28 protein-coding genes and 1 riboswitch are annotated in these 24,855 nt (G+C 73.8%); of the genes, 8 read left to right on the top strand and 20 right to left on the bottom strand.

The features are described from left to right. Nucleotides 1-2: 2 nt before the first annotated feature. The 8 genes from Q2K16_RS03675 to Q2K16_RS03640 all read right to left on the bottom strand — a co-directional run bounded on the left by Q2K16_RS03675 (nucleotide 3) and on the right by Q2K16_RS03640 (nucleotide 7,899). Nucleotides 3-860, bottom strand: coding sequence for an urease accessory protein UreD (locus Q2K16_RS03675; protein WP_302743537.1), 858 nt, complete (start codon nucleotides 858-860; stop codon nucleotides 3-5). Continuing rightward, nucleotides 860-1,597 (bottom strand): urease accessory protein UreG, encoded by a 738-nt coding sequence (ureG, locus tag Q2K16_RS03670; protein ID WP_302743536.1) that lies wholly within the window; start codon nucleotides 1,595-1,597, stop codon nucleotides 860-862. Before ureG ends, Q2K16_RS03675 begins: the two co-directional genes overlap by 1 nt. Beyond that, nucleotides 1,587-2,270, bottom strand: coding sequence for an urease accessory protein UreF (locus Q2K16_RS03665; protein WP_302743535.1), 684 nt, complete (start codon nucleotides 2,268-2,270; stop codon nucleotides 1,587-1,589). Before Q2K16_RS03665 ends, ureG begins: the two co-directional genes overlap by 11 nt. Continuing rightward, the gene (locus Q2K16_RS03660) at nucleotides 2,270-3,973 is read right to left on the bottom strand and encodes an urease subunit alpha (RefSeq protein WP_302743534.1); all 1,704 of its coding nucleotides are present in this window, start codon (nucleotides 3,971-3,973) and stop codon (nucleotides 2,270-2,272) included. Before Q2K16_RS03660 ends, Q2K16_RS03665 begins: the two co-directional genes overlap by 1 nt. Then, nucleotides 3,970-4,329, bottom strand: a complete 360-nt coding sequence (locus Q2K16_RS03655; RefSeq protein WP_302743533.1) for an urease subunit beta — start codon at nucleotides 4,327-4,329, stop codon at nucleotides 3,970-3,972. The genes Q2K16_RS03660 and Q2K16_RS03655 overlap by 4 nt, the downstream gene beginning before the upstream one ends. Further along, nucleotides 4,326-4,628 carry an urease subunit gamma gene (locus tag Q2K16_RS03650; protein WP_145920177.1) on the bottom strand — a complete coding sequence of 101 codons (303 nt, stop codon included), beginning with the start codon at nucleotides 4,626-4,628 and terminating at the stop codon, nucleotides 4,326-4,328. The genes Q2K16_RS03655 and Q2K16_RS03650 overlap by 4 nt, the downstream gene beginning before the upstream one ends. A gap of 248 nt (nucleotides 4,629-4,876) precedes the next feature. Continuing rightward, nucleotides 4,877-5,662: a 2OG-Fe(II) oxygenase gene (locus Q2K16_RS03645; protein WP_302743532.1), complete on the bottom strand. Its 786-nt coding sequence runs from the start codon at nucleotides 5,660-5,662 to the stop codon at nucleotides 4,877-4,879. A 38-nt stretch (nucleotides 5,663-5,700) separates the two neighbouring features. After that, the gene (locus Q2K16_RS03640; protein ID WP_302743531.1) at nucleotides 5,701-7,899 is read right to left on the bottom strand and encodes a tetratricopeptide repeat protein; all 2,199 of its coding nucleotides are present in this window, start codon (nucleotides 7,897-7,899) and stop codon (nucleotides 5,701-5,703) included. Between the two features lie 416 nt (nucleotides 7,900-8,315). On the opposite strand from Q2K16_RS03640, the gene Q2K16_RS03635 reads away from it, so the two are divergent. After that, nucleotides 8,316-8,870 (top strand): hypothetical protein, encoded by a 555-nt coding sequence (locus Q2K16_RS03635; RefSeq protein WP_302743530.1) that lies wholly within the window; start codon nucleotides 8,316-8,318, stop codon nucleotides 8,868-8,870. A 39-nt stretch (nucleotides 8,871-8,909) separates the two neighbouring features. On the opposite strand, the gene Q2K16_RS03630 is transcribed toward Q2K16_RS03635, so the two are convergent. Further along, nucleotides 8,910-9,542, bottom strand: coding sequence for an SGNH/GDSL hydrolase family protein (locus Q2K16_RS03630; RefSeq protein ID WP_302743529.1), 633 nt, complete (start codon nucleotides 9,540-9,542; stop codon nucleotides 8,910-8,912). A 293-nt stretch (nucleotides 9,543-9,835) separates the two neighbouring features. On the opposite strand from Q2K16_RS03630, the gene Q2K16_RS03625 reads away from it, so the two are divergent. Next, nucleotides 9,836-10,567: a GAF and ANTAR domain-containing protein gene (locus Q2K16_RS03625; protein WP_302743528.1), complete on the top strand. Its 732-nt coding sequence runs from the start codon at nucleotides 9,836-9,838 to the stop codon at nucleotides 10,565-10,567. A 10-nt stretch (nucleotides 10,568-10,577) separates the two neighbouring features. Here the strand turns inward: Q2K16_RS03625 and Q2K16_RS03620 are convergent, their stop codons facing one another. From Q2K16_RS03620 to Q2K16_RS03610, 3 genes are all read right to left on the bottom strand, one after another. Beyond that, on the bottom strand, nucleotides 10,578-11,288 hold the full coding sequence (locus Q2K16_RS03620) for a GAF and ANTAR domain-containing protein (RefSeq protein ID WP_302743527.1): 711 nt from the start codon (nucleotides 11,286-11,288) through the stop codon (nucleotides 10,578-10,580). A gap of 167 nt (nucleotides 11,289-11,455) precedes the next feature. Continuing rightward, nucleotides 11,456-11,992, bottom strand: a complete 537-nt coding sequence (locus tag Q2K16_RS03615; RefSeq protein WP_302743526.1) for an RNA 2'-phosphotransferase — start codon at nucleotides 11,990-11,992, stop codon at nucleotides 11,456-11,458. Between the two features lie 74 nt (nucleotides 11,993-12,066). Next, nucleotides 12,067-12,915, bottom strand: coding sequence for an SDR family oxidoreductase (locus tag Q2K16_RS03610; protein WP_302743525.1), 849 nt, complete (start codon nucleotides 12,913-12,915; stop codon nucleotides 12,067-12,069). 120 nt (nucleotides 12,916-13,035) lie between these two features. Here Q2K16_RS03610 and Q2K16_RS03605 point away from each other — a divergent pair, with 120 nt between their 5' ends. The 4 genes from Q2K16_RS03605 (at nucleotide 13,036) to Q2K16_RS03590 (ending at nucleotide 16,367) form a co-directional block, all read left to right on the top strand. Next, nucleotides 13,036-13,431 (top strand): winged helix-turn-helix transcriptional regulator, encoded by a 396-nt coding sequence (locus Q2K16_RS03605; protein ID WP_302743524.1) that lies wholly within the window; start codon nucleotides 13,036-13,038, stop codon nucleotides 13,429-13,431. A 67-nt stretch (nucleotides 13,432-13,498) separates the two neighbouring features. Beyond that, a riboswitch (SAM riboswitch) is annotated at nucleotides 13,499-13,611 on the top strand. A gap of 274 nt (nucleotides 13,612-13,885) precedes the next feature. Further along, nucleotides 13,886-14,782, top strand: coding sequence for an ABC transporter substrate-binding protein (locus Q2K16_RS03600; protein WP_302743523.1), 897 nt, complete (start codon nucleotides 13,886-13,888; stop codon nucleotides 14,780-14,782). Between the two features lie 41 nt (nucleotides 14,783-14,823). Next, nucleotides 14,824-15,621 (top strand): amino acid ABC transporter permease, encoded by a 798-nt coding sequence (locus Q2K16_RS03595; protein ID WP_302743522.1) that lies wholly within the window; start codon nucleotides 14,824-14,826, stop codon nucleotides 15,619-15,621. Next, a complete protein-coding gene (locus Q2K16_RS03590; RefSeq protein ID WP_302743521.1) occupies nucleotides 15,618-16,367 on the top strand; it encodes an amino acid ABC transporter ATP-binding protein in 750 nt (249 codons plus the stop codon). Before Q2K16_RS03595 ends, Q2K16_RS03590 begins: the two co-directional genes overlap by 4 nt. A gap of 62 nt (nucleotides 16,368-16,429) precedes the next feature. Here the strand turns inward: Q2K16_RS03590 and tatC are convergent, their stop codons facing one another. From tatC to Q2K16_RS03565, 5 genes are all read right to left on the bottom strand, one after another. Beyond that, nucleotides 16,430-17,383, bottom strand: coding sequence for a twin-arginine translocase subunit TatC (gene tatC, locus Q2K16_RS03585; protein ID WP_302743520.1), 954 nt, complete (start codon nucleotides 17,381-17,383; stop codon nucleotides 16,430-16,432). A gap of 18 nt (nucleotides 17,384-17,401) precedes the next feature. Beyond that, nucleotides 17,402-17,743 carry a Sec-independent protein translocase subunit TatA gene (gene tatA, locus Q2K16_RS03580; RefSeq protein ID WP_302743519.1) on the bottom strand — a complete coding sequence of 114 codons (342 nt, stop codon included), beginning with the start codon at nucleotides 17,741-17,743 and terminating at the stop codon, nucleotides 17,402-17,404. A gap of 202 nt (nucleotides 17,744-17,945) precedes the next feature. Further along, a complete protein-coding gene (locus tag Q2K16_RS03575) occupies nucleotides 17,946-18,194 on the bottom strand; it encodes a hypothetical protein (RefSeq protein ID WP_302743517.1) in 249 nt (82 codons plus the stop codon). 5 nt (nucleotides 18,195-18,199) lie between these two features. Next, entirely contained in the window at nucleotides 18,200-19,204 is a 1,005-nt protein-coding gene (locus Q2K16_RS03570) for a helix-turn-helix transcriptional regulator (protein ID WP_302743516.1), read from the bottom strand. After that, nucleotides 19,201-20,199 (bottom strand): helix-turn-helix transcriptional regulator, encoded by a 999-nt coding sequence (locus Q2K16_RS03565; RefSeq protein WP_302743515.1) that lies wholly within the window; start codon nucleotides 20,197-20,199, stop codon nucleotides 19,201-19,203. Before Q2K16_RS03565 ends, Q2K16_RS03570 begins: the two co-directional genes overlap by 4 nt. 110 nt (nucleotides 20,200-20,309) lie before the next feature. Here Q2K16_RS03565 and Q2K16_RS03560 point away from each other — a divergent pair, with 110 nt between their 5' ends. Beyond that, on the top strand, nucleotides 20,310-21,341 hold the full coding sequence (locus tag Q2K16_RS03560; RefSeq protein ID WP_302743514.1) for a cation diffusion facilitator family transporter: 1,032 nt from the start codon (nucleotides 20,310-20,312) through the stop codon (nucleotides 21,339-21,341). Nucleotides 21,342-21,392: 51 nt separating this feature from the next. Further along, nucleotides 21,393-22,478 carry a DUF3866 family protein gene (locus tag Q2K16_RS03555; protein WP_302743513.1) on the top strand — a complete coding sequence of 362 codons (1,086 nt, stop codon included), beginning with the start codon at nucleotides 21,393-21,395 and terminating at the stop codon, nucleotides 22,476-22,478. Nucleotides 22,479-22,513: 35 nt separating this feature from the next. Here the strand turns inward: Q2K16_RS03555 and Q2K16_RS03550 are convergent, their stop codons facing one another. From Q2K16_RS03550 to pafA, 3 genes are all read right to left on the bottom strand, one after another. Beyond that, the gene (locus tag Q2K16_RS03550; protein WP_302743512.1) at nucleotides 22,514-23,056 is read right to left on the bottom strand and encodes a carboxymuconolactone decarboxylase family protein; all 543 of its coding nucleotides are present in this window, start codon (nucleotides 23,054-23,056) and stop codon (nucleotides 22,514-22,516) included. A 140-nt stretch (nucleotides 23,057-23,196) separates the two neighbouring features. Continuing rightward, complete coding sequence (locus Q2K16_RS03545) at nucleotides 23,197-23,394, bottom strand: hypothetical protein (protein ID WP_145920199.1); 198 nt, start codon at nucleotides 23,392-23,394, stop codon at nucleotides 23,197-23,199. Nucleotides 23,395-23,451: 57 nt separating this feature from the next. Then, the gene (pafA, locus tag Q2K16_RS03540) at nucleotides 23,452-24,810 is read right to left on the bottom strand and encodes a Pup--protein ligase (RefSeq protein WP_088646860.1); all 1,359 of its coding nucleotides are present in this window, start codon (nucleotides 24,808-24,810) and stop codon (nucleotides 23,452-23,454) included. Between the last annotated feature and the right edge of the window lie 45 nt (nucleotides 24,811-24,855).

Genomic DNA, 24,855 nt, shown 5'->3' with positions numbered 1-24,855 from the left:
CGTCAGGCGACCGGCACCGCGTCGACTCCGGTGCGGGCGGTGGGCCGACGGGGACCTTCCCCCGGCCCCTCCTCCCCGGGCGGGGTGTGCGTGCCGGCCGGGGAGGTGAGCAGGGTGCGCAACGTGTGCGCGTCGGCGGCGGTGGCGGTGAGCAGGGCCGCCGGGCCACCCGCCAGCGGCAGCCAGGCGGCGGACGCCCCGGGGCCGGTGGGTAGCACCCGGCCCCGGGGCTGACCGCCGCCGTCCACGGTGGCCGGTCCCGACGCGGCGGCGGGACCGACCACCAGCAGCGAACCGGTCGCTGTCGCCCCGCCCAGCACGGCCGGCCCGGCCCAGCCGGGTGCGGCCGGGCCGACCGCCAGGGACTGGCGCAGCAGCGGCCGGCCGGCGTGGTCGACCGAGGTGGCCACCACGACGTCGCCTGCGGGTTCGCCGTACCGGCCGCAGACCAGTTCCTCGCGCCAGAGCAGCCGGGCCCCCTCGGCGAGGGTCACCCGGGACTCGGCGACGTGGTCGCAGCCGGCCGACGCGACGAGCTGCTCCGGCAGCCAGTCCAGGGTGCCCCCTCGGTGCACCACCGCGTCGACCCGCATCCGGGAGACCGCCCCGGCCGGGCCGGGCAGGGCCACCGAGGCGGCGACGGTACGCACCCGCACCGCCGCCCCCGGTCCCACCTCGACGCTCAACCGCAGGTCGTCACCGGCCAGCGGACCGGCCGCGCCGCCGACGACGTACACCGTGGGGACGCCGTCCTCGGCGGCGGCCTGGCGCAGCAGCAGCGGCGACTCGCCGCGCAGCTCGCGCAGCACGGTGCGGCCGCGACTGTCGGCCACCGCCACCACCCGGGCGACCGCGCGCATCAGGCGACGGCCAGCCGGCCACGGTGGTGGGCCAGCTCGTGCCGGACCCAGTCGGCCACCCCGGTGGCCAGCGGATCACCCACGATGGACAGGAACACCGTCGGCAGGTCCCCCCGCCGGGCGCGGGCGTCCCGGTCCATCACCGACAGGTCGGCGCGGACCAGCGGGGCCAGGTCGGTCTTGTTGACGACCAGCAGGTCGGCGGCGGTCACCCCGGGCCCGCCCTTGCGGGGCACCTTGTCGCCACCGGCGACGTCGACCACGAAGATCTGCCTGTCGACCAGCCCCCGGCTGAAGGTGGCGGTGAGATTGTCCCCGCCGCTCTCCACCAGCACCAGGTCCAGCGGTCCGACCCCGTCGACCAGCTCGTCGATGGCGTCGAGGTTCGCGCCGATGTCGTCGCGGATGGCGGTGTGCGGGCAGCAGCCGGTCTCCACCGCCCTGATCCGGGCCGGGTCGAGCACCCCGGCCCGGCGCAGGAAGTCGGCGTCCTCGGTGGTGTAGATGTCGTTGGTGACCACGCCGAGGCGCAGCTCGTCGGCGAAGGCCCGGCACAGCGCCGCGACCAGCGCGGTCTTGCCCGACCCGACCGGCCCGCCGATGCCGACCCGCAGCGGACGGGCGGTGGGCGGCAGTGGGGCGTGCGGGTCGACCCCCGGCTCGGGGTGGGTGTGCGGCACGGTCTCGTCGTGCGGGATCGACGCGTGCGGGGTCGGCGATACGGTTTCAGGACGCAAAGAGACGCACCTCCCAGGTGGTGTGGACTTCGGCGTGGATGTCGGTGAGCGGGGCGGCCGGGGCCGGCAGCCACTCGGGCGGATCGTCGGCGGTGGCGACCGCGCGGGCCGCCGTGGCGTCGCAGTCGACGGCCAACGCCGCCAGCACCGCATGCACCCGGTACGGGTCGAGGCCGAGCAGCCGGACCGCGGCGCTGGCCGGGCCGGTCACCGACCCGTACGCGGCGATGGTCGCGACCGCCACCGGGTCGAGGTCGGCGGCGGCGGCGACCAGGCCGAGCACCAGCGGCTGGTGCGGCCCGGTCGGGCCGGTGGGCAGGGCGTCGAACCCGCCGCCGGGCCAGATCTCCCGACCGGCCCGCAGCAGCGCCCGGCCCTGCCGGCGGGAGACCGCCCGCAGCGCCGGGGCGGCGGTACGGGCGTCCAGTTCGGCGTCCAACCGGGCCAGCGTCGCCCGCCGGTCGGCGGCCCCGGCGGCCCGGTGCGCCGCCACCGCGAACGCGGCGGCGACCAGCCCGCCGGTGGCCAACCGGCCGCGCAGGAACCCGGCCAGGGTGGCCGGGTCGGTGACCAGGCCGGCCGCCACCGCGGCCTCCAGGCCACCGGAGTGGGCGTGCGCCCCGGCGGGGAACCTGCCGTCGGCCAGCAGCAGCACCATGCTCGACGGGGTCATCAGAACAGGTGGTACCGCTGGGCCATGGGCAGCTCGGCGATCGGTTCCGGGTCGACCACCACCCCGTCGACGCGGACGGTGAAGGTGTCCGGGTCGACCTCGATGCGCGGCAGCGCGCCGTTCTCGGGCAGATCGGCCTTGCCCCGCGAGCGCACGTCGGCCACCGGGACCAACGGGCGGCGCACGTCCAGCCGCAGGCCCGCCTCCAACGCGGCCGGCGCGACGAACGCCACGCTGGTCGCGGCCGGCACCACGCCGTACGCGCCGAACATCGGCCTCGGCAGCATCGGCTGCGGGGTGGGAATGGAGGCGTTCGCGTCGCCCATCTGCGCGTACGCGATCATCCCGCCCTTGATCACCAGATGTGGCCGGACGCCGAAGAACGCCGGGTCCCAGAGCACCAGGTCGGCGAGCTTGCCCGGTTCCACCGAGCCGATCTCCCGTTCCAGCCCGTTGGCCATCGCCGCGCAGATGGTGTACTTCGCCACGTAGCGGCGGGCCCGGTGGTTGTCGGCCGGGCCGTCGCCGGGCAGCGCGCCCACCCGCCGCTTCATCACGTGGGCGCTCTGCCAGGTCCGGGTGATCACCTCGCCGACCCGCCCCATCGCCTGCGCGTCGGAGCCGATGATGGAAATCGCCCCGAGGTCGTGCAGCAGGTCCTCGGCGGCCATCGTGGACGGCCGGATCCGGCTCTCGGCGAACGCCAGGTCCTCCGGCACCGACGGGTTGAGGTGGTGGCAGACCATCAGCATGTCGAGATGCTCGGCGAGGGTGTTGCGGGTGTACGGCCGGGTCGGGTTCGTCGACGACGGCAGCACGTTCGGCTCCCCGGCCACCGTGATGATGTCCGGCGCGTGCCCGCCCCCGGCCCCCTCGGTGTGGTACGAGTGGATCGCCCGGCCGGCGATCGCGCCCAGCGTGTCGGCCACGAACCCGGCCTCGTTGAGGGTGTCGGTGTGGATGGACACCTGCACCCCGGACGCGTCGGCGACCCGCAGGCAGGCGTCGATCGCCGCCGGGGTGGTCCCCCAGTCCTCGTGCAGCTTGAACCCGCCCGCGCCGGCCCGCAACTGCTCCCACAGCGCCTCGGTGGAGACCGTGTTGCCCTTGCCCAGCAGCAGCACGTTCACCGGGAAGGCGTCCAGCGCCTCGTGCATCCGGGCCAGGTGCCAGGCGTTCGGGGTGACCGTGGTGGCCCGGGTGCCCTCGGCCGGGCCGGTGCCCCCGCCGACCAGGGTGGTGATGCCCGAGGTGAGCGCCTCGGTGACGATCTGCGGGCAGATGAGGTGCACGTGGGTGTCCACCGCCCCGGCGGTGAGGATGCGCCCGTTGCCGGCGATCACCTCGGTGGACGGGCCGATCACCAGGTCCGGGTGGACGCCGGGCATGGTGTCCGGGTTGCCGGCCCGGCCCAGCGCCACGATCCGTCCGTCGCGCAGCCCGACGTCGGCCTTCACCACCCCCCAGTGGTCCAGCACCACCGCGCCGGTGACCACCGTGTCCAGGGCGCCCTCGGCCCGGGTGGCCCGGGACTGGCCCATCGACTCACGGATCACCTTGCCGCCGCCGAAGACCGCCTCGTCGCCGCCGACGCAGTGGTCGACCTCCACCTCGATCAGCAGGTCGGTGTCGGCCAGCCGGATGCGGTCGCCGGTGGTCGGGCCGTACAGGTCGGCGTAGCGTCGCCGGTCCACGGTGCTCATCGTCCCGCCTCCGCGTCGCGCGGGCCGGACCCGTCGGCATCCGGGCCGGGGTCGAGGGGGCCGGCGACCTCGCCGCGCAGCCCCGGCACGATCCGGGCCCCGCCCAGCGGCACCAGGTCGACGGTGCGGCTGACGCCCGGCTCGAAGCGCACCGACGTGCCCGCCGGCACCGCGAGCCGCTGCCCGTACGCGGCGGCGCGGTCGAAGCGCAGCCCCGGGTTGGTCTCGGCGAAGTGGTAGTGCGAGCCGACCTGGATCGGCCGGTCGGCGGTGTTGACCACCAGCAGGGTGGTCACCGGACGTCCCACGTTGATCGCGACCGGACCGTCGCCGGGCAGGATCTCCCCCGGGATCACGGGATCGGGTGGTGCACCGTCACCAACTTGGTGCCGTCCGGGAACGTCGCCTCCACCTGCACCTCCCCCAGCATCTCCGGAATGCCGTCGAGCACGTCGTCGCGGCCGAGCACGGTCCGGCCGGCGGCCATCAGGTCGGTGACGGTCCGGCCGTCCCGGGCGCCCTCCAGCAGGAAGGCGGTGATCAGGGCGACGGCTTCGGGATAGTTGAGGCGCAGTCCGCGCTCGCGCCGGCGGCGGGCGACGTCCGCGGCGACGTGGACGAGCAGGCGGTCCTGCTCGTGGGGCGTGAGGAACACGGGATCTCCCGGGCGGCTCGGCGTGTTTCCCACCGTAACGACCGGAACCGGGCCAGGGGCGCGGAACGGACACGGGCAGGAAGGACACACGGGACCGCCGTCGGGCCACCGGCAGGGTGCTCCGGGGCCCCACCGGCCCCGGCCCGCCACGGGGCCACTCGGCGGTGGTGGTTGGGAAGGACCGCACCGCCAACCGCTGGTCCGACCGTAGAGGATCACCCCGGGCCGTGGCAACGCCCGGTGGGCCGTCAGGCGAACAGCAGCAGCGGGTCGGCGTCGCCGCGTACCCCGACGAAGCAGGCGGCCGACGTCCGGCAGCCCCGACGCACCTCCCGCACCCCGTGCATCCGGCCCGCCTCGAACATCACCAGGTCACCCTTGCCGGGCAGCACCGTGTCGTGCGGCGGCCCGACCCGTTCCGGGTCGAGGCCGTAGTCGAACGGGTCGGCCTTGAGCGCCACGAACTCGTCCTCGCCGAGGCGTCCCCAGAAGTCGATCTCGCCGCCGTCACCGGGCGCCGGCACCTCCAGGTAGATGTTGACCCCGAGCCGTCGCCGCAGCCGGTAGGTGTCCAGCAGGGGGATCTGCCGGCGGTCGATGTGCGGGCGGCCCCGGCCACCGGGGGTCATCCGGCGCAGCACCCCGGGGAGCATCATCCGCCCCTCGTGCCGGCCGACCGTCGCCCCGTACGGCCACATCTCGTCGAGGTCCAACCGGATCAGGTCGGTGGGTGACTGCCGACCGGCGAACACCTCGTGCCGGATCAGCCGGGTGGTGGCCGGCGCGTCGTCGAGGTACCGGCGGACCACGTCACCGCCGTTGGCGACCTGTCCCATCGAGGTGCCGACGCTGGTGAACTCCGTGGTGAGGGAGAAGTTCGCCGCCGCGACGGCGGCCACCACCCGGGGCAGGACGGCGTCGCACTCGGCACGCGGAAAGTACTCCCGGTGCCAGATGAGGTCGATCTCCCCGGTGGCGAGGTCCCGCAGCGACCCGGGGGTCAGCCGGTCGCTGCGGCGCAGGTGTTGGCTCACGTCACTCCCTCGTCGGGCGGCTGCGGCACGGGCCGCGCTCATCCACCCTGTAGCTGTCGCAGGTCGGCCTCCGCCCGTACCGTGTCGGGGTGGTCGTCGCCGAGGATGCGCCGCCGGTCGGTGACCACCTTGGCGAGCACCTTCTCGGCCTCCACCCGGTCGCCGGTGGCGACCAGCGCCTCGGCCAGGGTGTGCCGGGCGGCGATCATCCCGAGGTGCTGGTCCTCCCGCCGGGCGGTGTCGGTGGCGAGGATCGCCCGCAGGTCGGCGAGGGCCTCGGCGGCCCGCCCCTCGTGCAGCAGGCAGGAGTCCAGGGTGTGCCGGACGGTCAGCGTCTCCAGGTGGTCGGGGGCCCAGTGCCGCAGCCGGATCTCCAGGATCTCGGTCAGCTCGGCGCGGGCCTCGGCGTACCGGCCCTGGGCGGCCACCGCGCGGGCCAGGCTGTGCCGGGCGGTCATGGTGTCCCGGTCCTCCGGGCCACGGACCCGGAACTCCGCCCGGACGATCTCCCGCAGTTCCTGCTCGGCGTCGGCCCACCGGCCCTGCTCGAAGATGGTCCGGGCCAGCTTGTGCCGGCTGGCCAGGGTGTTGCGGTGTTCCCGGCCGAGCAGCGCCTCCCGGGCCGGGATGATCTCCCGCAGCTCGGTCTCGGCCCGGTCCAGCTGCCCCTGTTCCAACGCCGCCCGGGACCGTTCGTGACGCAGGCTGAGCACCGCCCGCTCCCGGGGGTCGAGGCCGATCCGGCGGCAGGCGGCCAGGCAGCGGTCGAGCAGGATCTCGGCCTGGCCGGGCAGGCTGACGGCCAGCAGGAAACGGGCGATCAGCCGGGCCAGGTCCAGCGCGGTGGTGAGCAGTTCCGGCTCGGTACGGGGCAGGTCCCCCGCGTCGAAGAAGGCCAGCACCGCCCCGGTCGTCGGCGGGGCCAGCACGTGCCAGCTGGCCCACTTGTCGGGCTCGTCCGGGTCGAACTCCTCCTCCCGGGGCCGGTCCGGGTCCCGCAGCCGCAGCACGTCGAGCAGGGTGAGCACCAGCTCGTGGTAGGCGGGCCGGTCGGCGATCACGTCGGGGTGGTCGTGCACCAGCTCGCGTACCAGCGGGTGCAGGGTCACCACGTGCGCGACCGGCGACTGCGCGGGCAGCGACTCGATCACGCCGAGGTCGACCAGGGCGAAGTCGGCGAGCGACCGGAGCACCTCGCGCAGCCGGTCCTCGCCGATCTCACCGACCAGCCGGGACGCCGACAACCGGGCCGGGTCCAGCAGGATCTGGTACGGGATCGGCGCATCCCCCAGCGAGGCCAGCAGCCGCAGCACCGGGCGGGCCTGGGCCAGCCCCCGCCCGGCGAGCAGGTCCAGCGACATCTCCCAGGACTGCACGACCGGCCGTACCGCCCGGTCGAACGCCTGCGACACGGTACGGGTCGTGCCGGCGCCGGAGCGGCGGTCCAGGGCCTCCCGGTAGCCGTCGTAGGTGCGGATGGAGACCCCGGGGCCGCCGACCGGGATGCGGTTGGCCTCGGCGAGATAGGTGCCCGCCCCGCGCAGGGCCAGCGGATGCCCCTTGAGCCGGGTGGCCAGACTGGTGGCCTGGGTGAGGCCGCCGGGCGCGTCACCGGCGAGGTCGATCAGGACCTGGGCGGCGTCCGGTGGGGAGAGTTCCCGCACCGGGTGCATGGTGGACCAGTCGCCCCAGGTCTCCTGGCGACCGTCACGGGTGGTGACCAGGACCAGCCCGTTGCGGGTGCGCGGCTGGCGGAACCAGCCGGTGCCCTCGGCGACCCGGCCGTCGAGCGGGGCCAGCAGGGACGGTTCGTCGGCGTTGTCGAAGATCAGCAGCCACGGGCGGTCCGACTCGTTGAGCAGCGTCCACACCAGCTCCACCGGGCTGCGGGTCTTGCCCGCCCAGGCCAGGTCGAGCTGGCTCTCCGGGGCCTGGAGCTGACCGGCGATCTCGCGCATGCCGGCGCTGACCCGGGCCGAGTCCTTCGCCGAGATCCACCAGACCAGCCGACCGCGTGCCTCCAGCCGGCGGGCCACCTCCAGCGCGGTGGCGCTCTTGCCGCAGCCGCCCAGGCCCCAGAGGATCTGGGCGGCCTCCTCGGCCGGACGGGGCGTGCCGGCCGGCGGCTCGGCGGCCCGCAGGATCGTCTCGACCAGTTCGTCGCGGCCACGCAGCGGCAGCCGACCGGGGCGGGGTGGGGTGATGGAGAAACCGGCGTCCTGCGCCGCGCCGGTCATCGTCGACCGGTGCCGGTGCCGGGGGCCGGGGTGCGGCCGGGCCGGAACGTGGACGGGACGCCCGGTGCCGGGTGGTGCCGGAAGCGGACCGGGGACGGGAAGGACCGCCGCGCTGCGGGCCGAGCCGCTCGGGTCTGGTGAGCGGGACCGAGGGAACTCATCTGACCTCCCGGAGGGGCGGGACGACAGGGGCCACGCCCCACGGGTCGGGTGCGACACGGCCGGCCCGTGGTGGTGATCCTTCCCTCAACCCTACCCGTCGGCAGCGCCGGTATCACTCCGTGTCGACCACCCGGCCCGAACGTGCGGGTCTTGTGGACGGGACGGTGGGGGCGGGTCGACCGGGCAGGCGACGCCGACGGCCCGACCCCGTCGGCCGCACCCGACGTTGGCGGGCCGACGGTATCGTGCCGGCCATGTCGACTGTGGAGCTGTTGGCCTGGCTGCCCGTGCACGGGCACATCGACTGGGGGTCGGTGCCGGACTGGTTCGGCGGCCTCGGCACGGTGGGCACCCTGCTCTTCGGCGTGCTCAGCCTGCGCCGGGAGATCCGGGCCCGCCGGCGCGAGGACCGGGCCGCCCGCGCCCGGCAGGCCCGCCTGGTGTCGACCTCGACCCGGATCGAGGGCGGCGGGGTGCTGCGGGTACGGGTCACCAACGACAGCGACGGGCCGGTCTTCGACCTGACCGCCACGCCCCGGGTGCGCGCCGCCGACGACGGGGACGTCGTCGTCGGGGTCACGGCGCTGACCGGTCCGGTGGACCGGCTCAACGGCCACCGCGACGGCGAACTCTTCGTCACCGTCGACCGTACGGTCGACCTGACCGGCTACGCGTCGGCCACCGTCGAGCTGTGCTTCACCGACCAGCAGGGCAACCGGTGGCGACGCCGGGGCGGGGCGGAGCCGGAGCTGGACCTGGGCGTCGAGCCGTCCCGCCGCCGGCTGCGGCTGCCGTGGCGGCGCGGCTGACCCGACCGTCGGGGTCGGCGGTCGGAACGGGTCGCCGGGTCAGGTGCCCGGGGTGACCGCCGCCAGCCACTGCTGGGCCAGCACGGCGTGACCGGGCGGGGTCAGGTGCACCCCGTCGTCGGTCCACACCCGGTCGTCGACGTCGGCGGTGTCGAACCGCGCCTGCACCGCGAGCAGCGTCGCGTCGAACTCGGCGGCCAGCTTGCGCACCGCGTCGACCTTCGGGTCCAGGTCGTCGCGCCAGCGCCGCTGGTCGTCGTCGACCGGGAGCAGAAACGGTTCCATCAGCACCAACCGGACGTCGGGCAGCGCCTCACGGGTGGCGGCCAGGAGATGCCGGTAGTCGGCGGTGAACTCCTCGACCGTGGTGGCCTCACCGCTGCTGTACCGCCGCCAGGTGTCGTTGATGCCGATCAGCACCGACACGACCTGCGGGGACAGCGCCAGGCAATCGTCGGCCCAGCGGGCCCGCAGGTCGCGTACCCGGTCGCCGCCGACGCCCCGGTTGCGGAATGTCACCCGCTGCTCCGGGTGCCGCGCGGTGAACCAGGCGGCGGCCATCATCGCCCAGCCCACCCCGAGGTCGGCGGGGTCGCTGCGGTCCCGTCCGGCATCGGTGATGCTGTCGCCGATGAACAGCACCCGACCGTCGCGCGGTATCTCCACCGTCATCCGTCCACTCCCCTGTCGTCGTCGGACGCCATCATCTCGCGCTGTCCGGGCCGGACACCACCGGAGAAGTCGACACCGTGGTGGTGTCCGACGCGTGTCCGCACCGATCGACCGGTACAGTGATGCTCCGCATTCGACGCCCGACCGGGTGTCGTGCGCGAGCGTCAAGCAGCGGCGCGGTCCCCGGTCCGTCCCGGCAGGTCCGCACCAGCGGTCCACCGGCACGGGCCGATCATCACGCGCTGCCGGCTGCGCCGGTGGTTCCGCGCCGGTTCGCAAGGACGTCAGACGCCATGCCGCAGTCACCGCTCGACATCACCGAGGCTGTCCTCCGGTTGGGGTCCATCCGCCACGACGAGATGGGCCTCGACGCCGTCCTGTCCCGGATCACCGAGGTGGCCCGGGAGAGCATCCCGGACGCCGCCGAGGTGACGGTGACCCTGGTGCACGGCACCGAGGCGACCACCGCCGTCCACACCGGCGACCTCGCGCTCCAACTCGACAGGTGGCAGTTCGAACAGGGCCGGGGCCCGAGTCTGGACGCGGCCACCACCGGCACGGTGCTGATCGTCGCGGACATGACCGAGGAGCGGCGCTGGCCGGAGTGGGCGGCCCGGGCGCACGCCGTGGGGGTGTGCTCGTCGATGTCGCTGGGCCTGCCGATCCAGGAGGCGGTGGTGGGCGCCCTCAACCTCTACGGCACCCGGCCCGACGCGTTCGGCCCGTTGGCCGCGCCGGCCCGGACGTTCGCCGACCACGCCGCGGTGGCCCTGGCCAACGCCCACCTCTACGACAGCACCGCGACGCTGGCCGAACAGATGCAGGAGGCGATGCGCAACCGGGCGGTGATCGAGCAGGCCAAGGGCATCATCATGGGGCAACGCCGGTGCACTGCCGACGAGGCGTTCGCGCTGCTGGCCCGGGTGTCACAGAACTCCAACCGCAAGCTGCGGGACGTGGCGGAGGCCCTGGTGCGGCAGGTCACCCAGCCGGTGCCCGGTCAGCCCACCGCCGCCGACCGCTGAGACACGGGGTTCAGCGGCTGCCGGCGGTGGCCCGACCGACGAGGGCGGCGGCGACGTCGCGCAACCGGCGGTGGGAGTCCTGGGAGAGCTTGGCGAGGATGCCGAACGCCTCGTCGGCGGTGCACCGCCGTTGCCCCATGATGATGCCCTTGGCCTGCTCGATCACCGCCCGGCTCTCCATCGCCGAGCGCATCTGTTCGGCCAGGGTGGCCGCGCTGGCGTAGAGGTGGGCGTTGGCCAGGGCCACCGCGGCGTACGCGGCGAACGTCCGGGCCAGTTCGACAGTCCCGGCGTCGAACGCGCGCGGCCGGGCGCCGTAGAGGTTGAGGGCGCCCACCACCGCCTCCTGGATCGGCAGGCCGATCGCGAGCACGCTGCCGATGCCCGCGTCGACGGCCCGTGCCGCCCAGCCCGGCCAGCGTTCCTCGGTGCCGGTGTCGGACACGACGAGGGTGTCGCCGGTGACCGAGGCGTCCAGGCAGGGCCCGTGGCCCTGCTGGTACTGCCACTCGTCGAGCAGCAGGGCGGCGTCGCCGGTCACCGCGACGCTCTGCGGGCTACCGCCGCGCAGCAGGGTCACCGACACCTCGGACACCCCGCTCAGGCTGCGGCAGGCCAGATCGGCGATCATCCGCAACACCTCGTCCACACCCACCTCGTCGAGGCGGATCCGGCCGAGTTGGGCCAGTGCGTCGTGCGGGGAGAGCGGGGGCGCTGCCATCACGCGGCTCCTTTCCGACGGGCGTCCCCCGGGCTGCCCGTGGTGGGGGCGCGTGGCGCGTCGGCCCCCGGCCCGACGCACCGGGCTGGCGCGACAATCCGCACCATACCCGCACCCGGGGCCGGCCGCCCCCGCACGGAACGTCGGCCCGCCCCGGCAACAGCCGGTCAGGCCAGGTAGGCGGGTGGCACCGCGTCGGTGAGCCACACGCCGTTGGCGCTGCGGTAGAAGGTGTGGCCGTCGCGGGCCATGGCCGCCGCGTCGACGGTCAGCACCACCACCGCGCCACCCCGGCGGGCCCCGACCCGCCGGGCCGTCGGCACATCCGGCGACAGGTGGACGTGGTGCCGTCCGCCCCGGTTCAGCCCGGTGGCCCGGATCGAGTCGAGGGCCGCGGCCCCGGTGCCGTGGTAGAGCCGGACGGGTGGCGGTTGCGCGGTCAACCCCAGGTCGACCGGGTACGAGTGGCCCTGGCTGGCCCGGATGCGTTCCACCCCGTCGGCGTCCCGGGTCACCGCGAACCGTTGCTTGTCGTTGCCGGCGACCACGGCGTCGAGGGTGGCCCGGTCGATCCGCAGGGCGGCCAGCAGGTCGGTGACGGTCACCCACCCGCCCGGGTCGGGGGCGAGGCCGAACCGGGCGGGTCGGTGGCGCAGGGCCAGCGCGATCCGTTTGCTGGTCCGCACCAGCGTGTGGTGATCCATGTGGAGCATTGTCGGGCCGGTGGCGGGCCCGATCCACCGGTTATCCAGTGCCGCGCCCGCCCGTTCCGGCCGGGTCAGCCGGCGGCGCGCAGGGCCTCGGCGAGGCTGGTGGGCCGGCGGCCGAGCAGCTTCTCCAGGTTCTCCACGGGCACGTACAGTGCCCCCTGGGCGATGCCCCGGTCGGCGTCGGCGAGGGTGGCGGCGTACGGCTCGGGCAGCCCGGCGGAGACGAGCAGTTCGGTGTACGCCGGCACCGGCAGGTCGGTGTAGCGGACGTCGTGTCCACTCTGGCGGGACACCTCGGCGGCCAGTTCGGTCATGGTGAACGCCTCGCCGCCGAGTTCGTAGACCTGACCGGCGTGTCCCTCCGTGGTGAGCACCTCGACGGCGGCCTCGGCGTAGTCGGCACGGGTGGCGGCGCTGACCCGGCCGTCGCCGGCCGACCCGGCGACCCCGTGGGCCAGGTAGCCGGCCAGCTGACCTGTGTAGTTCTCCAGGTACCAGCTGTTGCGCAGCAGCACGTACGGCAGCCCGGAGGCGCGCAGTTCCTCCTCGGTGGCCCGGTGTTCGGCGGCCAGCAGCAGGTCGGAGGTGTCGGCGTGGGCGATGCTGGTGTAGACGACCAGACCGACGCCGGCCTGCCGGGCGGCCTCGATCACGTTGTGGTGCTGGGGCACCCGTTGGCCGACCTCGCTGCCGGAGACGAACATCAGCTTCTCGGCGTCGGTGAAGGCGGCGCGCAGCGAGTCGGGGTCGGTGTAGTCGGCCGCCCGGACCCTGACGCCCCGCTCGGCGAGGTCGGCGAGCCGGTCCACGGTGCGACCGAGGGCCACGATCTGCCCGGCGGGTACGCCCCGGCGCAGCAGGGATTCGACGATCAGGCGGCCCAGGTGGCCGGTGGCCCCGGTGACGACGACGGACATGGCGCTCTCCTTCGGGTGGCGTGTTCCTGTCGTACTGGCCAACACGCAGGTGGGAGTCGATACTTCCCGACGGAGAGTAGGCACCTTGAAGTTTGTGACGCACTGATGGAGAGTAAGCCGATGAGACCCGACCCGTTCCAGCGCGACTGCGGCAGCCGGCAGGTCCTCGACCGGATCGGCGACAGGTGGAGCGTGCTCGTCGTGCTCACCCTCGCCGACGGCGGACGACGCTACGGCGAACTGGCCGAGCACATCGACGGGATCAGCCAGAAGATGCTCACCCAGACCCTGCGCGGGCTGGAACGCGACGGTCTGGTCACCCGCACCGTGCACGCCAGTGTCCCGCCCCGGGTCGACTACGCCCTCACCGACCTGGGCCGTAGCCTGCTCGACCTGGTCTCCGGCCTGGAAGCCTGGGCCACCACCCACCTGGCCGAGGTGCAGGCGGCCCGGGTCCGCTACGACGCCGATATCGCCCGCCGCCCGCCGGCCACCGCGCGACCCACCCGCCGGTAAGGGCCGGACGTGAGGGCCGTCATAACGGGTGGACGACCGACCGGTCACTGCTGCTAGATTTCGGGCAGGTCATGAGCGCCAGCGTCAAGCCCCGGCTCGCTGGCCGGCAACCCTCCGCCACGGTGGGGTGCTCCGGGTGAGGACCAGGCACCGGTGAACGACCCGGTGCAAGCGTGGCCTGGTCACCCAGGTCGACACCGATCAGGGAGGACCCCGTGTCGAACCATTCACCCGCCCCGCCCGGCCACGGCGTGACCCGCACGCCCCGGCCCGGCGTGCGGTCGGTCGGCGTCCGACTGGTCAGGCGCCGGCACGTCGACCTCATGCTGGTGTACAGCGACTCCTGTCGCGCCCGGTAGTCGACCCTTCGTTACCCGTACCACCCGTGCGGGGTGCCCGGTGGGCATCCCGTCGGCGGCGCGTGTCCGCCGCCCGATCACTTCCGGAGACACCCGTGCGATTCCTTCCTGCCCTGCCTACATTCCGGCTCCCCCGCGACGCGTGGAAGCGGGTCGCCGCGCTCGGCGTCGCCGCCCTGCTCGCCGGCACCGCGCTGACCGCCTGCGGCGGCGACACCGAGGCGGCCGACAACCCGTACGGCCTGCTCCAGCCCGGTGTGCTGCGCGCCGGCACGCTCACCGACGCCCCACCGAACGTCTACCTCAAGGACGGCACGTTCACCGGCTTCGACAACGACCTGCTCGTCGCCGTCGCCGGCAGGATCGGGCTGAAGGTCGAATTCGTCGGCACCGACTTCTCGGCGCTGCTCTCCCAGGTCAACAACCGCAAGTTCGACGTCGGCAGTTCCTCGATCACCATCACCGAGGCCCGCAAGAAAACCGTCGACTTCGGCAACGGCTACGACTTCGGCTACTTCGGCCTCGACGTGCCGGCCGGCTCCCCGCTCACCGGCTTCGACCAGCTCGCCGGCAAGCGGGTGGTGGTCGTGCAGGGCACCGTGCAGGACGACTACGCCACCTCCCGCAAGCTCGACCCGGTGCGGGTGCCCGACTACAACGGGGCGATCAACCAGCTCAAGGCCGGCACCGCCGACGCCTGGATCGCCCCGGCCGAGATCGGCGAGAAGTCGGCCGCCGACAGCAACGGCAAGATCACGGTGGCGGCCACCGAACTGAGCCCGGCCCCCACCGCGTACGCCGTCGCCAAGGGCAACGACGCGCTGCGCGAGGCGCTGAACAAGGGCCTCGACGAGGTCATCGCCGACGGCACCTGGACCCGGCTCCAGCAGCAGTACTACCCGGGTCGGCCGATCCCGGCCGGCTTCACCCCCGGCAGCGGCGACGTCAAGGCCCCCGGCGCGGCGACGCCGTCGGCGTCGGCCACCTCCTGACGGTACGACCAGACCAGCGAGCGGGGCGGTGGGAGAACACGATGGATCCGTTGAGCACCCTGTGGGAGACCTTCTTCGACTGGGACTCCATGCGCGAGGCGCTGCCCGAGATGCTGACCGTCGGGCTGCCCAACACGCTGATCCTGGCGGTCTCCGCCGCCCTGCTCGGCTCGGTGCTGGGCATGGCGCTGGCCGTGGCGGGCATCTCCCGTACCCGCTGGCTACGGTGGCCGGCCCGGGTCTACACCGACGTGTTCCGGGGTCTGCCGGCCGCCGCCACCATCCTGCTGATCGGCGTCGGCCTGGCCCCGCTCGGCATGCAGGTGTGGGGGCCGAATCCGTACCCGCTGGGCATCCTCGCGCTGTCGCTGATCGCCGCCGCGTACATCGGGGAGATCTTCCGCTCCGGCATCCAGAGCGTGGAGGCGGCGCAACTGGAGGGGGCCCGCGCGCTCGGCTTCTCCTGGGGTGAGGCGATGCGCCTGGTCATCGTCCCGCAGGGGGTACGCCGGGTGCTGCCGGCCTGGGTGAACCAGCTGATCGCGCTGATCAAGGACTCCAGCCTGGTCTACTTCCTCGGCCTGCTCGCCAGCCAGCGGGAACTGTTCCGGATCGGGCAGGACTACGCGGCCAACACCGGCAACCAGTCGGCGCTGCTGCTGGCCGGCCTGTGCTACCTGCTGCTGACCGTCCCGCTGACCCATGCGGTCAACGCCATCGACAGGCGGCTGCGCCGGGGCCGGACGGTCACCGTCGACCCCGACGACGACGGCGGGCTGGCCCTGGCCGGCGAGACCGCCCTGCCGCAACCGCGTCCCACCCGGGAGGACCCCCGATGACCGCCGGCACCGCGACCACCACCCCGGTCAGCCTCGCCGTCCGTGACGTGCACCTGGCCTTCGGGGCGAACCGGGTGCTACGCGGCGTCGACCTGGACGTCGCCCGGGGCGCGACGGCCTGCGTCGTCGGCCCGTCCGGCTCCGGCAAGTCCACCCTGCTGCGCACCGTGAACCGGCTGATCGAACCGGACTCCGGTGACGTCCTGCTCGACGGGCACAGCGTGCTGCGCGACGACCCGGACGCCCTGCGGCAGCGCGTCGGCATGGTCTTCCAGCAGTTCAACCTGTTCCCGCACATGACCGTGCTGCGCAACATCACCCTGGCGTTGCGCAGGCTCAAGAAGCTGCCCGAGGAGGAGGCGGTCGCGCTGGCCCGTTCCCAGTTGGCGCTGGTCGGCCTCGCCGCCAAGGCCGACTCCCGACCCGCCCACCTCTCCGGCGGGCAGCAGCAGCGGGTCGCCATCGCCCGCGCGCTGGCCCTGCAACCCCAGGTGATGCTCTTCGACGAGGCCACCTCGGCGCTGGACCCGGAACTGGTCAAGGGCGTGCTCGGGGTGATGGCCGACCTGTCCGCCGGGGGCATGACGATGGTGGTGGTCACCCACGAGATGGGCTTCGCCCGCTCGGTCGCCGACACCGTCGCGTTCATGGACCACGGCGTCGTACTGGAGGCCGGCGCACCGGAGGCGGTCTTCGAGTCACCGCAGCACCCCCGGCTGCGCCGCTTCCTGTCCCAGGTGCTCTGAGACGGGCGACGCCGCTCCCGGCAGGCGGGAGCGGCGTCGGATGGTGCGCGGATGACCCGACGTCAGGTCATGTCGTCGTAGCGGCGGTCGATCGGTCTGGGCGGGGCCACCGGCTCGGAGGCGTGCACCGGCTCGGACAACTCCAGCTCCGGCGTGGCCACCACCGGATCGTCGTCCAACTCCAGCGGCGACACCTCGTCGTCGCTCAGCCCCGCGTAGGAGCCGTCGCGCCGCTTCCTGCGCCGGTCGTTGACGTAGGCCACCCCGACCGCGACGAAGTACAGCAGCGACAGCGAGAGGGCGAGCAGCGTCATGCCGAACGGGCCCGGGTCCGGAGTGGCGATCGCGGCGAAGGCGAAGCAGATGAAGATGACCGCCCGCCACCAGCTCAGCAGGCGCTTCGCGCTCGCCACGCCGGTGAAGTTGAGCATCAACAGGATCAGCGGGAACTCGAACGCCACCCCGAACAGCAGGATCATGTTCGTGACGAACGAAATGTAGCGGGTCACCTCAAGCTGGGTCGACAGCCCGGTGACACCGGACTCCATCAGGAACGCGAGACCCTTGTCCACTACCAGGTAGGCCAGAACCGCCCCGGCGGCGAACAGCGGCGCCGCGATCGACACGAAGACGTACGCCCACTTGCGCTCGTGCCGGTGCAGGCCGGGCGCGATGAACGCCCACAGCTGGTAGAGCCAGACGGGTGCGCCGACGATCAGGCCGATCCAGAGCGCCAGCTTCAGCTTCAGGATGAAGCCGTCCGCCGGTGACAACTGGAGGAACTGCTGACACTCGCCCATCGCGTCGGTCGCGCCGGGCAGTCGACAGTACGGCTCCTTGAGCAGGTCGAACGCGGGCTGGGCGAGCCAGAAACCCACGATCAGCCCCACCACGATCGCCAGCGAGGCGCGGAACAGCCGGTTCCGTAGCTCACGGATGTGTTCCATGAGCGTCATGGAGCCGTCGGCGGCCCGTTCGAAGGTGCTGGGGCCGCGCTTACGGAGGGCGAAGGCCACGGTGATCGGGCCCTTCGGTCAGTTGTCGCGGACGCGCTGCACCGGGTCGACCGGCGGGGCGAGCGGCTGCTGCTGGGGCTGCGGCGGGGCGTACTGCTGCTGAGGCTGCGGCGCGTACTGCTGCTGGGCGTACGGCTGCTGCTGCACGGGTTGCTGGGGCGGCAGCGGCTGGTAGCCGGCCTGCGCGTCGGCCTTCTCGGCCAGGTCGCGGTCGTCGTCGGCCAGGCTCTTGGTCTCGGCCTTGATGATCCGCAGCGAACGGCCGAGCGAGCGGGCCGCGTCGGGGAGCCGCTTCGCGCCGAACAGCAGGATCAGCACGACCACGAGTACGGCGATGTGCCACGGCTTGAGGGCACCCATGGGAAGCTCCAGTCGCTCTGTGTCGAAGGGTGTGTCGGAGCCCATCGTACGTGCGTGACGGGCCGCTGCCACCCGCCGGGCCACCGCTGATGCGGCCCGGCCGGTGAAGTCTTGACCACCTGCGAGTGTCCCGTCAACCACCTGGACGGGTGCAGAGCTGCGTGAAACGGGCACCGGGCGGCGGCCCACCGACCGCCGTCGATCAACTCCCGCGCTTGGCCTTGATCAGTTCGAGCCGCTGCTGGGTCGTCTCGGTCTGCCGCTGGAGCGCCTCGGCCCGCTCCTGCAACGCCTCGGCGCTGTGCCGCAACGTCTCGGCGTCGGCCTGGCGACGCTGCAACGCCACCGCCGCCCGGCGTAGCCGGGGCAGTCGCACCAGCACCGGACGGACCGCCAGGGCCAACACGACAAGCGCGAACAGCAGCACCGCCAGTACGATCCACTTCACCACGGCGGTCAGCCTACCGGGACGTCACCGCGCCCGCCGGGCCGGCAGAGGCCACCGGGCGTCGCGTACGCCTCCAACGCGGCGGTGGCCTGGGCGCGTACCTGGGTGGCCAGCTCGACCGGCGCGAGGACGGTGACGTCCGGCCCGAGCCCGAGGACGAAGCGGCGGGCCCAGTCGAGATCGGTCACCCGCAGCGACACCAGCCAGTGGTCGCCGTCGACCTCGACCCGCTCACACGGGTAGTACTCGGTGATCCACCGCTCGCCCCGGCCGATCCGCAGGGTGATCAGCGGCAGGTCCGGTGACGGCTGGAACACCCCCTGCCGCAGGTCGTGCGGGCGGGCCTGCGGCGGCACCACGGCCGGCTCGTCCAGCTCGACCACGGCGTCGATCCGGTCGGCCCGGAACAACCGGACCGCCTCGGCGCGGCGGCACCACGCCTCGACGTACGCCCGGCCGTCGACCATGAGCATCCGCAGCGGGTCGATGACGCGGTCGGTGCTCTCGTCCCGGGCGGCCGTGTAGTAGGTGATCCGCAGCGCCCGCCGCCGCTCGACCGCGGCCCGCAGCTCCTGCACCCGCTGACTCTCGCCGGGCAGCCGGACGGCCACCGGGGCGCCGACCAGGTCACCGGCCGCGTTCTCGATCTTGGCCAGGGCCCGCTCGACGGCCTCCCGGTTGGCCACCCCGGGCGTCTCGGCGAGCATCCGCAGCGCCACCACCAGCGCCAGCGCCTCGTCCGGGGTGAGCCGCAGCGGCCTGTCGATGCCGGCGTCGTAGGTGATGGTCACCCGGTCGCCGTCGAACGCCATGTCGATCAGGTCACCCGGGCCGTAGCCGGGCAGCCCGCAGACCCAGAGCAGCTCCAGGTCCTCCCGGAGCTGCCGTTCGGTGACGCCCAGGTCGCCGGCCGCCTCGGCGATCTCGATGCCCGGCCGGGCCAGCAGGTAGGGCACCAGGTTCAGCAGCCGGGCCAGCCGGTCGGCGGAGGTGCGCGCGGCGGGGCGGGTCACCGGGCACCCCCGGCCACGGCCAACTCGTCGTGCCGGGCGGCGATCTCCTTGAGCCGTTGGATCACCGCGTCGCGTACCTCGGGCGGGTCCAGGACCCGGACGTCCGGGCCGTAGCCGACGAGCTGGCCGGCCAGCGACTCCGGGTCGGCGTAGGGCAGCACCAGCCGGTCGCCGTCGGGGCCGGACACGCTCTGCACCGCCCACCGGCGCAGCCCGGCGGCCCGCCCGGGGGCGGCCAGCACGGTCGCCCGGCCGGTCCGCTCGACCGGCCCGGACCAGGTGGCCACGTGCGAGATCAGGTCGACGCCGGCCGGAGGCTCGTAGCCGCCCGGAGCGCCGGTGACCCGGACCGCGCCGATCACCCGGGACAGCCGGAAGCAGCGGGTCGCCGCCCGGTCCCGGTCGTGACCCACGACGTACCAGCGGCCCCGCCAGCAGACCACGCCCCACGGCTGCAACCGACGCCGGGTCGGCGCGTCCCGGTCGGGCACCCGGTAGTCGAAGGTGACCTCGCGACGGTCCCGGGCGGCGGCGGTGAGCGGGGCGAACGACGGGTCGACGGTGACCATCGGCTCCAGCCCCAGGGTGGCCTGCGGGTCGACGTCCACGCCGGCCGCGCGCAGCTTGGCCAGCCCCGAGGAGGCGGCGGCGGCCAGCCCGGCGTGCTGCCACAACCGGGCGGCGATGCCCACCGCGGCGGCCTCGTCCGGTTCGAGCGGAATGTCGGGCAGGGCGTACTCCCGGTGGGCGATCCGGTAACCGGGCTCGGCGTCGAACACGCTGGCCGTCCCGGTCTCCAACGGCACCCCCAGCTCGCGCAGTTCCGCCTTGTCCCGCTCGAACTTGCGCTGGAACGCCTCGTGTTCCCGGGCGTCGTCCGGATCGTGTTCGTAGCCGGGCACGGTCGCGGCGATCTGCGCGGCGGTCAGGAACCGCCTGGTGGACAGCAGACAGATCACCAGGTTGACCAGGCGTTCGGTACGACTCCGCGACACGGGGTGAACGCTAGCAGCCCCGGCGGGATACCCGTGCACCCGCGCGGGGTGTGGCGTGACGGACAGCCCGCCGCCCAGCGGGGGCGGCCCGGCGGACTTACGGTGACCGCATGGCGGAGGCCGAAGTCAAGAGCGAGAGCGTCGGCACGGTCGTGGTGGCGGGGGCGGCGAACCTCGCCATCGCGGTGGCGAAGCTGGTCGCCGGGATCATCTCCGGCTCGGCGGCGATGCTCTCCGAGGCGGCCCACTCGGTCGCCGACACCACCACCGAGGTGCTGCTCTACCTGGCGCTGCGCCGGGGCGCCCGGCCCGCCGACGTCCGGCACCCGTTCGGGTACGGCAAGGAGAGCTACGTCTGGGCGTTCCTGGCCGCGCTGTTCACCTTCGTGGCCGGTGCCGGCTTCGCCGTCACCCACGGTGTGACCACCATCCTGGTCCACGAGCACAGCGGCGACTACCTGATCTCGTACGTGGTGCTGGCGGTCTCCTTCGCCATCGAGTCGGTGTCGCTGGCCCGCGCGGTCCGCCAGGTACGCGGCGAGTCCCGCCGCTGGGGAACCACCCCGCGCCGGTTCCTGCGGCTGACCGCCGACACCACCGTCAAAGCAGTGTTCCTGGAGGACAGCGCCGCCCTGATCGGCCTGCTCATCGCCGGCGTCGGGCTCGGCCTGTCGCAGTGGACCGGCGACGAGCTGTTCGACGGCGTCGCCTCGATCCTGATCGGCCTGCTGCTGCTCGTCGTCGCCGCCATCCTGGCCAAGAGCAACATCTCGCTGCTGGTCGGCCGGGCGGTGCCCGAACGGCTGCACCACGAGATCGAACGCGAGCTGGCCGACCTGCCGACGGTGGACCGGGTCGACACGCTGCTGACCATGCAGCTCGGCCCGGACGACATCCTGGTGGCCGCCAAGGTCGACTTCCGGGACGAGGCGACCGGGGCCGAGATCGAGGCCGCCGCCGACGAGGCCGAACGGCGGCTCACCGACCGCTACCCGGAGATCGGGTACGTCTTCCTCGACCCCACCCGGTCACTGCCCGGCTCCGGCCGCCACGCCCGGCGTACCCAGGAGGTGCCCGGCCCGGCCGGCGACGCGGGCCCGGCCGGCGGGCCGTCCGGTCGGGAGGCGGACGGGCCGCGCTGAGCGGCGGCCCCGCACGCGGCCGGCCGGGCGGTCGGCGATAGCGTGCCGGGCATGGTGCGATGGCGGTCCGGGACGGTCACGGCGGTACGGCGACGGTGGGCCGGCGCGGTGGAACTCGACGTCGCCCTGCCCGACGGGGCCAGCATGCGCGCGCTGGCCTACCCGGAGCTGGTCGGCGACCCCGTCCCCGGCGACCGGGTGCTGCTCAACGCCGGCGCGCTGCTGATGGGCCTCGGCACCGGCGGGTACGCCCTGGTGGTCGCCCTGCCCGACCGGCTGCCCGCCGACCCGCCGCAGGCCGGCGACACCCGCGACGCCGGTCACCTGGTCAAGGCCCGGTACACCCCGTTGCAGCCGATCATGCTCGGGGTCGACGAGGAGGCGTCGCCGCACCACACGCTGCTCGCCGCCGTCGACAGCCTGGACGGGTTGCCGGTGGTCACCGCCGACCTGCACTCCGCCCTGCCGGCGATCCTCGCCGGCATCCACACCGACGCCCCACGGGCCCGGGTGGCGTACCTGCTCACCGACGGGGGCGCGCTGCCCGCCTGGTTCTCCCGCACCCTCGACGGGCTGCGCGACGCGCTGGTCGGCACGGTCAGCGTCGGGCAGGCGTTCGGCGGGGACCTGGAGGCGGCCACCCTGCACACCGGCCTGCTGGCCGCCCGGCACGTGCTCCGCGCCGACGTGGCGATCGTCGCGCAGGGGCCGGGCAACCTGGGCACCGGTACCCGGTGGGGTTTCTCCGGCGTCGCCGTCGGCGAGGCGGTCAACGCGGTGGCGGTGCTGGGCGGCCGGCCGGTCGGTTCGCTGCGGATCTCCGACGCCGACGCCCGCCCCCGGCACCAGGGGGTGTCGCACCACAGCCTCACCGCGTACGGCCGGGTGGCGCTGGCCCCGGCGGAGCTGGTGGTGCCGGACGGCCTGCCGGCGGAACTGGCGGCCCGGGTGGGCGCCGCACTGGCCCCGCTGGCCGACCGGCACACCCTGGTCCGGGTCGACACCGACGGGCTGGACGCCGCGCTGCGGGCCCTGCCGGTGCGACTGTCCACGATGGGCCGGGGCCTGGACGCCGATTACGCCTACTTCCTCGCGGCGGCGGCCGCCGGCCGGCACGCCGCCGCATCGCTCGGCTGACCGGCCGACGGCGCACCGGGCCGGCCGGCGCGTGGTCAGGCCGTGTAGCCGTGCTCGACGATCCGCGCGGCGTTCGCCTCGTAGCCCTCACCCTCGGGGGCGTAGGTGCCCAGGCCGTCGACGTAGCGGTTGAACATGCAGAACGCGGCGGCGATCAGCACCGTGTCGTGGATCTCCAGGTCGGTGGCGTCCTCGGCGCGGGCCGCCTCGACCAGCTCGGTGGTGACCTGCCGGCCGCCGGCCTGGACCGCCGCGCCGATGCGCAGCAGGGCCCGCAGCTTCGCGCTGATCGGCGCGGTGTCCGGGTCGGCCCGCACCTGATCGACCAGGGTCATCCCGGTGGGGAGTTGGGCGGCGGCGAACGCCGAGTGGGAGGCGCAGCAGAACCGGCACTCGTTGAGGCCGGAGACGTAGGCGGCGATCAGCTCCCGCTCGCCCGGCGTCAGCGTCGGGTGCGGGGCACGCAACAGCACCTCGGCCAGTTCGTTCAGCGGCTTGGCGGTCTCCGGCCGGTAGCGCATCGGCCCGGTGATCCCCGGGAACGCCTTCTCGTCGAGACCCAGATCGATGTGCGCCACCGGCACCCCCTGACTCGTCGGCTGCCTCCGACGGGCCGCCGTCGCACCAGGGTGCCAGCACCGGGGGACCGGCTCATCTTCCCGATTGCTCGATCGGGCCGCGTCGACGGCCCACCGGGGCGGTGTGCGCCGGTCCGACGTCAGCCGACCAGGAAGATCAACGCGAGCCAGCCGACCACGATGACGACCAGCGCCACGGTCAGCACCCAGGTCGGCACGGTGTACTCGCCCCGGCGGTTACGGGCGATCTCGTCGCGGATCTTCGCCCGACGCCTGTCGATCCAGTTGAGCCGCTGGGTGTCGCCGCGCTCGCGGTCGGCGGGTTCGGAGTCGTTCATGGCCCCGCCAGCGTACCGGGGGGCCGGCGGCCGTCACCGACCGCCGGCCTCCCCTGGTCACATGCTCGCGATCAGCCGCTCCACCCGCTCGTCGTACGCCCGGAACGGGTCCTTGCAGAGCACGGTGCGCTGCGCCTGGTCGTTGAGCTTCAGGTGCACCCAGTCGACGGTGAAGTCGCGCCGCTTCTCCTGGGCGTGCCTGATGAACTCGCCGCGCAGCCGGGCCCGGGTGGTCTGCGGCGGGGTCTCCTTGGCCTCGAAGATCTCCGGATCGGTGGCCACCCGGTCCACCTGGCCGCGCCGCTCCAGCAGCCCGTACAGGCCCCGGCCCCGGCGCAGGTCGTGATAGGCCAGGTCCATCTGCGCCACCCGGGGGTGCGACAGCGGCAGGTCGTGCTTGCGCTGGTAGCGCTCGATCAGCCGGAGCTTGCTCACCCAGTCGATCTCCCGGGCCACCGGGTCCAGGTTGCCGCTCTCCACCGCGTTCAGCACCCGGCCCCACAGCTCCACCACCCGCTTGGCGGTCTGGTCGCCGCCGCGACGCTCCACGAACTCGGTGGCCCGCGCCAGGTACTCCTGCTGGATCTCCAGGGCGCTGACCTCCTTGCCGGAGGCGAGGCGCACCTTGCGCCGGCCGGTGATGTCGTGCGACACCTCCCGGATGGCCCGGATCGGGTTCTCCAACGACAGGTCGCGCATCACCACGCCCGCCTCGATCATCCGCAGCACGATGTCGGCCGAGCCGACCTTGAGCAGCGTGGTGACCTCGTTCATGTTGGAGTCACCGACGATGACGTGCAGCCGGCGGTAGCGTTCGGCGTCGGCGTGCGGCTCGTCGCGGGTGTTGATGATCGGCCGGCTGCGGGTGGTCGCCGAGGAGACGCCCTCCCAGATGTGCTCGGCCCGCTGGGACAGGCAGTAGACCGCCCCGCGCGGGGTCTGCAACACCTTGCCCGCGCCGCAGATCAACTGCCTGGTGACCAGGAACGGGATGAGCACGTCGGCGAGCCGACCGAACTCACCGTGCCGGGACACCAGGTAGTTCTCGTGGCAGCCGTACGAGTTGCCGGCCGAGTCGGTGTTGTTCTTGAACAGGTAGATCTCACCCGCGATGCCCTCGTCGTGCAGCCGCTTCTCCGCATCGACGAGCAGGCCCTCCAGGATGCGCTCACCGGCCCGGTCGTGGGCGACCAGGTCGGTGACCGAGTCGCACTCCGGAGTGGCGTACTCCGGGTGCGACCCGACGTCCAGGTAGAGCCGGGCCCCGTTGCGCAGGAACACGTTGCTCGACCGGCCCCACGACACCACCCGGCGGAACAGGTACCGGGCGACCTCGTCTGGGGACAGCCGCCGCTGCCCGCGATAGGTGCAGGTGACGCCGTACTCGGTCTCGAGGCCGAAGATTCGCCGCTCCATGGTGTGACACTAGCCGCCCGGAGGGTCGGTTCGTCACTGTCACAG

The organism is Micromonospora cynarisoli, assembly GCF_030518815.1.
In the GTDB taxonomy this organism is placed as follows: domain Bacteria; phylum Actinomycetota; class Actinomycetes; order Mycobacteriales; family Micromonosporaceae; genus Micromonospora; species Micromonospora wenchangensis.
This window is presented reverse-complemented; position numbering and strand designations above follow the sequence as displayed.